This is a genomic window from Treponema sp. (assembly GCF_045657965.1).
Taxonomy (GTDB): domain Bacteria; phylum Spirochaetota; class Spirochaetia; order Treponematales; family Treponemataceae; genus Treponema_D.
In genome coordinates, this window is sequence record NZ_JAZOUG010000206.1 from 1 (window position 1) to 6,743 (window position 6,743).

Here is a 6,743-nt window from a genome sequence, read left to right on the forward strand (position 1 = left end):
TCCGTTTTCTGTTGAAACCCGTACACCACAAGCCTTATTTCCGGCTTTATCAGAAAGAATATCTGTTACTCTATTTTTAAATCTTATCTGGGAACCCTGCTGTAAAGCTGCTTTTTGCAAAAGAGGAATAAGATGAGCACCAATTGCACCGCCTCCTTCAGGACGATGAATACGCTTGTTTGTTGCTCCGCCAAACATACCGACATCACTTAAATCTGCACCTACAAGTGGTGACTGTAACCATTCAACCATAGCAGCAGAATTATCGACAAGTGTACGGACTAAAACAGGATCATTAAGATTTTTACCGCCGCGCATTGTATCTTCATAAAAAACCTCAGGTGAATCTTTAATTCCAAGCCGCTGCTGTTCTTTTGTATAAGATGCATTGATTCCACCCGTTGAAGAAACTGCATTTCCGCCTGCAGTTCCCATTTTTTCAAGAACAATTACATCTGCACCTTTACTTGCCGCTTCAGTTGCTGCAACCAATCCGGCTCCTCCGGCTCCGATTATTACGATATCACATTCTGTATCTTTGTAAGAAACTGTTTTAATTACTTTGTTTTGAGCCTGAGAAATTGCTTCATCAAGAGCATCTAAGACGGCGTTTGAAGTAAGTGTTGCACCGGAAACTACATCGATTTCTTCTGTAGAACCGGAAGTAATAAACTGTTTTAAAATCAGTTCTTCAGCAGGGAGTGCAATTTCTGGAGTTTCACTTTCTTTTACGATTTTTGCATCAAAAATTTTACCGTCTTTTACAGTAATTTCAACTTCAACTTCTCCGTTTCTGCCTTCGCCTTTTCCGGTAAAAACACCATCAGTTAAAGATATTTCTTTACTGCAGGAAACAAAAAGTGAAATGATTACAGCAAATGCTAAAAATTTTATGTACTTCATAAAAACGTCCTGTTCTAAACTTTAAAAAGTTAGAATATAGTAACATTTTTTAGCATTTATGTAAACTCGAAATCAATTTACTCTAAACTTCAAGAGTTTCTATAGTCTTTTTGATTTCAACTGTTCCTTTACTGAGTTTTTCAGTGGCATCACTAACAGCATTCTGAGCTTTTCGCATCTGACCGATACTCTCAAGAAGCATTTCGCCGCCGTTATTCTGCTCAGCAACAGCATTCCGGACCTGATTTTCCTGCTGTTTTACTTGAGTTGAAAGATTAACTATATGATTAAACTCAGATGAAACTTCATTTGTTTTAAGGGAAGCCGTATCAATCAATGATTTCATATTTTTTAAGACTTCATCAATTGCTCGTGTCTGTTTACTTGAATCTTCGGCAAGTTTTCTGATTTCAGAAGCAACTACAGCAAATCCTTTGCCGGATTCTCCAGCATGAGCTGCTTCAATTGCCGCATTCATCGAAAGCAGATTTGTCTGAGTAGCGATTGAATCAATCATCTTACTCATTTCAACCAGACCTCGTGAACTCTCTTCAATCTCTGCAACAATTTTGTTTACATCAGTAAGACTTTTCTGACCGGTCGAAGTTGCTTCTTCAAGTTCATTTACAGCTTCAAAGTTCTTTTCGAGAATAGAATTTATAGAACCGATATTTCCAATCATCTGTTCTATTGCAGAAGCAGATGAATTTACATTTGAAGTCATTGTATTCGTTACAAGAGAAAGTTCATTTACATTTTTTTCTGAATCACCGAGACAGGAAAGAGTTTTTTGAGTAACTTTATCGATTGAAGACTGAATCTGATTTTTAAAATCTTCTGTCATTTTATGCATGACATAATAAGAACAGTGTTCCATTTTGTTTACGCCGTTAAAAATTGCCTTTGCCATTTCACGGCAGGAACGGTAACCGCAGGCCTGACAGTTAAGCTCATCTTTTTTTGAATTTTTTCCCATTTCATGGAAAATTTTTGTAATCTGATCTTCTGACGGTTCTTTAAGATGACGGATAGCCTCACTTCTATCGATATAAGTACGGTTATAAATGCCTTCCTTCCAGAACTTATTGATTGTTGCATCAAGTTTTTTTAGAGATGACTTTTTTGGCTTTTCACCGGTCATTTTCCATTCTTTTTTGCGTTCTTCCATGCGCTTTTCAATTAAATTTTCAAGTTCATCGCGCGAAAGTTCCTGATTATCGGTACCAGCTCCACAGTTACAGCCTTTACCGCAGTTTAAGCAGTCAATCAGCTGATATTTAGGCTGTTTTCCGTTTTTTAAATCTTTTGCAAGCTGAGAAAAATATTCATATACTTCAGGGAAACCTTCGATTTTTCGTGTTTTTTTGCTTATTCCCGGAACAAAACGTTCTGCAGTACGCAAAAGTCCGCCCGGTGTTGAATATAAAACACCACGCTCTGCCAGAGGATTATCATAAGGAATTTTAGGAAAGGAAGAAAGATTAATGTTTTTTGCTTTAAAATGCATGCTCAATGAATGCATTGCAACATTAAAATCTCCCAGCCCATTTTCATCAAACTCGTGTCTTTTTGCATAGCATGGTGAAATTACGGCAACTTTGCACGAAGAATATTCCGAATAGAATTTTTTAATCATTGTAATTGTGTGAGCCATAGGACTGTCTGCAGGAGCAAGATACTGCAGAAGTTCAGGGTGATAAAGCTCAAACCAGGTAACAAGAGCCGGACAAGGCTGTGAAATTACAAGTTTAGGATTATTTTTTTTGATAAATTCGACATAAGATTTTGTTGTAAGTTCTGCACCAAAGCTGACATCAAAAACAGCTTTTATACCGATTGATTTTAAATAGCCGTTGAGTTCCAGATCAAGACCGCGGAAATGTGCAGCTGCTGCCGGTGCTACAATTGCAACAATTTTTTCACCTTTCTGTAGAGAAGCAAAAAAATCTTCTGTATCATCAATACCATATCTGGCTCCGTGATCGCACGCCTGAATACATGCACCGCAGCCCAGACAAAGTTCATGATTAACTTTTACATAATCACCGGAACAATCATTACACATTTTAGAAGGACAGACAGCAATACAACGGTGACAGTTTACACACTTGTCCTTATCAACAAAAATTACTGGAGCGAGTTCTTTTTTTGACATATTTTAGTACCTTTTCGGTACTATTATAATCAAAAAAAAATAAAAATAAAACAAGAAAAAGAAAATATTTTAAGTTCTGCTTAATTTATTGTTCAATCAGAGCTGTTTTTTCTTTTTTGGGAAGCCTTAGCTTTGCGGTCTTTACAACAAGCTTTTCTTTTTCGTAGCAGACTTCAACTTCTCCGTTTTCACTTACTCTTCCGGCAAGAATAAGATTTGCAAGCTGATCTTCGATTTCGTTCTGAATCAAACGGCGCATAGGACGTGCTCCCATGCTCGGCTCGTATCCGTGGTCTAAAAGATAATCGCGTGCCTTTCCTTTTATTACAAGATGAATATTCTGCTCAGAAAGACGGCCTTCAAGTTCTGCAATCTGAATATCGAGAATTTTTGAAATTTCTTCGCGCTTTAACGGATTGAAGACAACAATGTCGTCAATCCGGTTGATAAGCTCTGGAGCCATAATGCGCTTAAGTTCTTCCATTGCGTTGGCTTTAATTTCTGCCGGAGGCAAAAATCCGTCATCAAGCTGGGCAAAACCGAGTTTTTTATCTGCGGTAATTGAACGCGCACCGGCATTGCTTGTCATAATAATTACAGTATTTCTGAAATTTACTGTGTGGCCCAGGTTATCAGAAAGTTCACCTTCTTCAAGAATCTGAAGCAGAAGATTGAATACTTCATTGTGAGCTTTTTCAATTTCGTCAAAAAGGACAACTGAATAAGGCTTCTGCAAAACCTTGTTTGTAAGCATGCCGCCTTCTTCGTAACCTACATAGCCAGGAGCAGAACCTACAAGTCTGCTTGAAGTATGCTTTTCCATGAAGTCGGACATATCGATTCTGATTAAGGCATCTTCTGTTCCAAAAAGAAATTTTGCCATTGCTTTTGCAAGCTGGGTTTTTCCTACACCGGTTGGCCCGAGGAAAATAAATGAACCCATAGGCCTGTTCGGGCTTGAAACACCAGCACGACTTCGTCTGATTGCACTTGAAAGATATTTTACGGCTTCGTCCTGACCGATTACGTCTTTGTGGATTTCTTTTTCCATATCCAAAAGACGGCCGGCTTCAGCAGAATCCAGCTGCTGAGACGGAATTCCTGTCATGTCAGAAATAATGTGCGCAATATCCTGTGGAGTAACATGTTTTTTTACAGTAACGGCATTGTTCTTCCAGTAATTGTTAAAGTCGTCGAGCTTTTGCTTTAAATCGCGCACTTTATCGCGGATTTGAGCCGCTTTTTCGTAATCCTGATTTGCAACAAGAGCTTCCTTTTCGTGACTTAAATCTTCGATTGATTTTTCAAGTTCTGCAAGCTCTGTCGGACGGCTTTCTGAAGTGATTTTTTTTGCACTGCCAGCTTCGTCCAGCAAATCGATTGCCTTATCCGGCTGATATTTTTCAGGAATATAACGTGAAGAAAGTTTTACGATTGCTTCGATTGAGCCTTCATCATAAATTACATTGTGAAATTCCTCGTATTTTGACTTTAAGCCGTTAAGAATCTGAATGGTTTCCTCGTTTGAAGGTTCATTTATTTTAACGAGCTGAAATCTTCTGGCTAAAGCAGAATCTTTTTCGATATGTTTACGGTATTCCTTAAATGTTGTGGCTCCGACAAGCTGAAGTTCACCGCGGGAAAGAGCAGGCTTTAAAATGTTACTTGCATCCATTGTGCCGTCAGGACTTCCAGCCCCAATAATCATGTGAAGCTCGTCAATAAAAAGAATAATATCGCCGCTTTCTTTTACTTCCTTCATCATACGCTTCATGCGCTCTTCAAAGTCTCCGCGGTACTTGGTACCTGCAACCATGGCAGTAATGTCGAGCAGAAGAACCCGTTTTTGAAGAAGATTGTACGGAACTTCACCCGAAGCCACCCTCTGAGCAAGACCTTCTGCAACAGAAGTTTTACCGACTCCAGGCTCACCTACAAGGATAGGATTATTTTTTGTACGCCGGCTTAAAATCTGAATTATACGCTCGATTTCTGTTGAACGACCGATTACAGGATCAAGTTCGCCTTTTTTGGCTAAATCTGTTAAATCGCGGCTGAATTCTGCAAGGAAAGACTTTTTTTTCTGAGAATTCTGCTCGTTGTTTTTTGCATTGGCATATTCAACTTCACGGTTTTCGCTCTGGTCTTCGCCTCCGTTTTCGTTCTGTAAATCGCGGATTACATTGCGTACTGTATCAAGCGGAATTGAAGCCCTCTGGAAAAAGCGGAATGCAGCCGAATTTTCTTCGCGGATAGAAGCCAGAAGAAGATGTTCTGTTCCTACGTATTCACTTCGAAGTGAGCGCGATTCAATAACAGCAACATCAAGCAGAGTGCGAAGGCGGCGGCTTGGCGGAAGAGCAGAAAAAGCCGGTGGATTTGGAACTCGCGGGAACTGAGATAAAGTCTGCTCGATTAAAAGCTGAAGAGAAAGAATATTTATATTAAGGACTTTTAATGCATTAAAAGCCATATTATCAGCATCTTTTATAAGTGCAAGCATTACATGTTCAGGCAGAAGTTCTGCAAGAGCAGAGTTCCGGCCTTCTTTCTGAGCTGAATCTGTAAGCAATCTTTGTGCCTTGGGTGACAATCCTTTCATATTTTATCCTTAGCAAAGTTTTATATTTTCAAAAGCTTCCTGCAAAATTAAAGAGCGCAGGTAGTCAGTTTTAAGATTTTTGTTTTCTGAAATGTCTTTTGGGAAATTAAATTTTCTGCTTTTTAACACAAACTGAAGATGCCCGCTCTGAACCCGGTATAAAAGTGCACAAAGCTCTTCATCAGAGATTCCTGTAAAAAAGCCAAGATTTTTACCCCACTTTATATCAGAAATTAATTCTACGGCTTCACGAAGCTCTATTAGTGAAGCGAATTTTACTTTTGCGTAAGAGCGGTAAATTCTATTGCGAAGTTCTGTCTGACGTTTTCTTAAAACAATATCGCGTTCACGTCGTTCATTTTCTGCAAGAAATTTTACCGCAGAAACAAGGGAAGCAATCTGATCAAGTTCGTTGCCGTTACCGGCGATTTTTGTTGAAATCTGATAGTAAAAGCCGAGTGAAGACATAGGAAGAGTGCCTGCACCGAAACAATCGCTTATGACAATTTCTTTTGAATTAAGTGAATTAAAAAGCTCAGCAACTTTTCCTGAAAAAGAAAGAGACGGCAGATGAACCCGGCAGGAAACCTTCATTCCGCTTCCACAGTCATTAATTGAAGAAGTAAGATAGCCGATTTCATAGTCAGCTGCAAACTGAATTGTATTTTGCAGTTCGTCATCTACTTTTGCAACGAGATTAAAAGCTGTATTTCCGTCAAGCCCCGGTACAAATGAAGAAAGGCGCACATGGTCAGAAGAATTTACTTCGCAGGAAACTTTTCCGTCTGTGCGTAAAATTATTCCGCTTCCGTTTTGTTTTGAAGAAACTGAGCTCAAAATTCCCCTTTCTTCTAAAATTGCTTCTCCAAGTTCATCAAGTTCAGTAGAAACGACTCCCTGATATTTATCCGGCTCTTCGCAGTGAGAAAAAGCATCAAAAACGAGAGTCTGAACACGAAAGTCATCATCATCCTTAAACTTTGCAGGAAAAGGAAAATTAGCAAGATTTCGTGCAAGGCGGACACGTGTAGAAAGAACTACGTCATTTTCCGGTCCGCTTGATGCGAACCATGCATCGTTTGA

General features: G+C 39.2%; 4 protein-coding genes. All 4 read right to left on the reverse strand.

Annotation, left to right across the window (positions count from 1 at the left end; all coding sequences use genetic code 11):
• Nucleotides 1-903: FAD-dependent oxidoreductase (locus ACKI5B_RS07500; RefSeq protein WP_407427371.1), on the reverse strand; the 903-nt coding region annotated here is incomplete at its 3' end.
• An 82-nt stretch (nt 904-985) separates the two neighbouring features.
• Nucleotides 986-3,058 carry a [Fe-Fe] hydrogenase large subunit C-terminal domain-containing protein gene (locus ACKI5B_RS07505; protein WP_407427373.1) on the reverse strand — a complete coding sequence of 691 codons (2,073 nt, stop codon included), beginning with the start codon at nt 3,056-3,058 and terminating at the stop codon, nt 986-988.
• An 85-nt stretch (nt 3,059-3,143) separates the two neighbouring features.
• On the reverse strand, nt 3,144-5,660 hold the full coding sequence (locus ACKI5B_RS07510; RefSeq protein ID WP_407427375.1) for an ATP-dependent Clp protease ATP-binding subunit: 2,517 nt from the start codon (nt 5,658-5,660) through the stop codon (nt 3,144-3,146).
• 9 nt (nt 5,661-5,669) lie between these two features.
• On the reverse strand, nt 5,670-6,743 hold a 1,074-nt coding region (locus ACKI5B_RS07515), incomplete at its 5' end, for a hypothetical protein (RefSeq protein ID WP_407427377.1).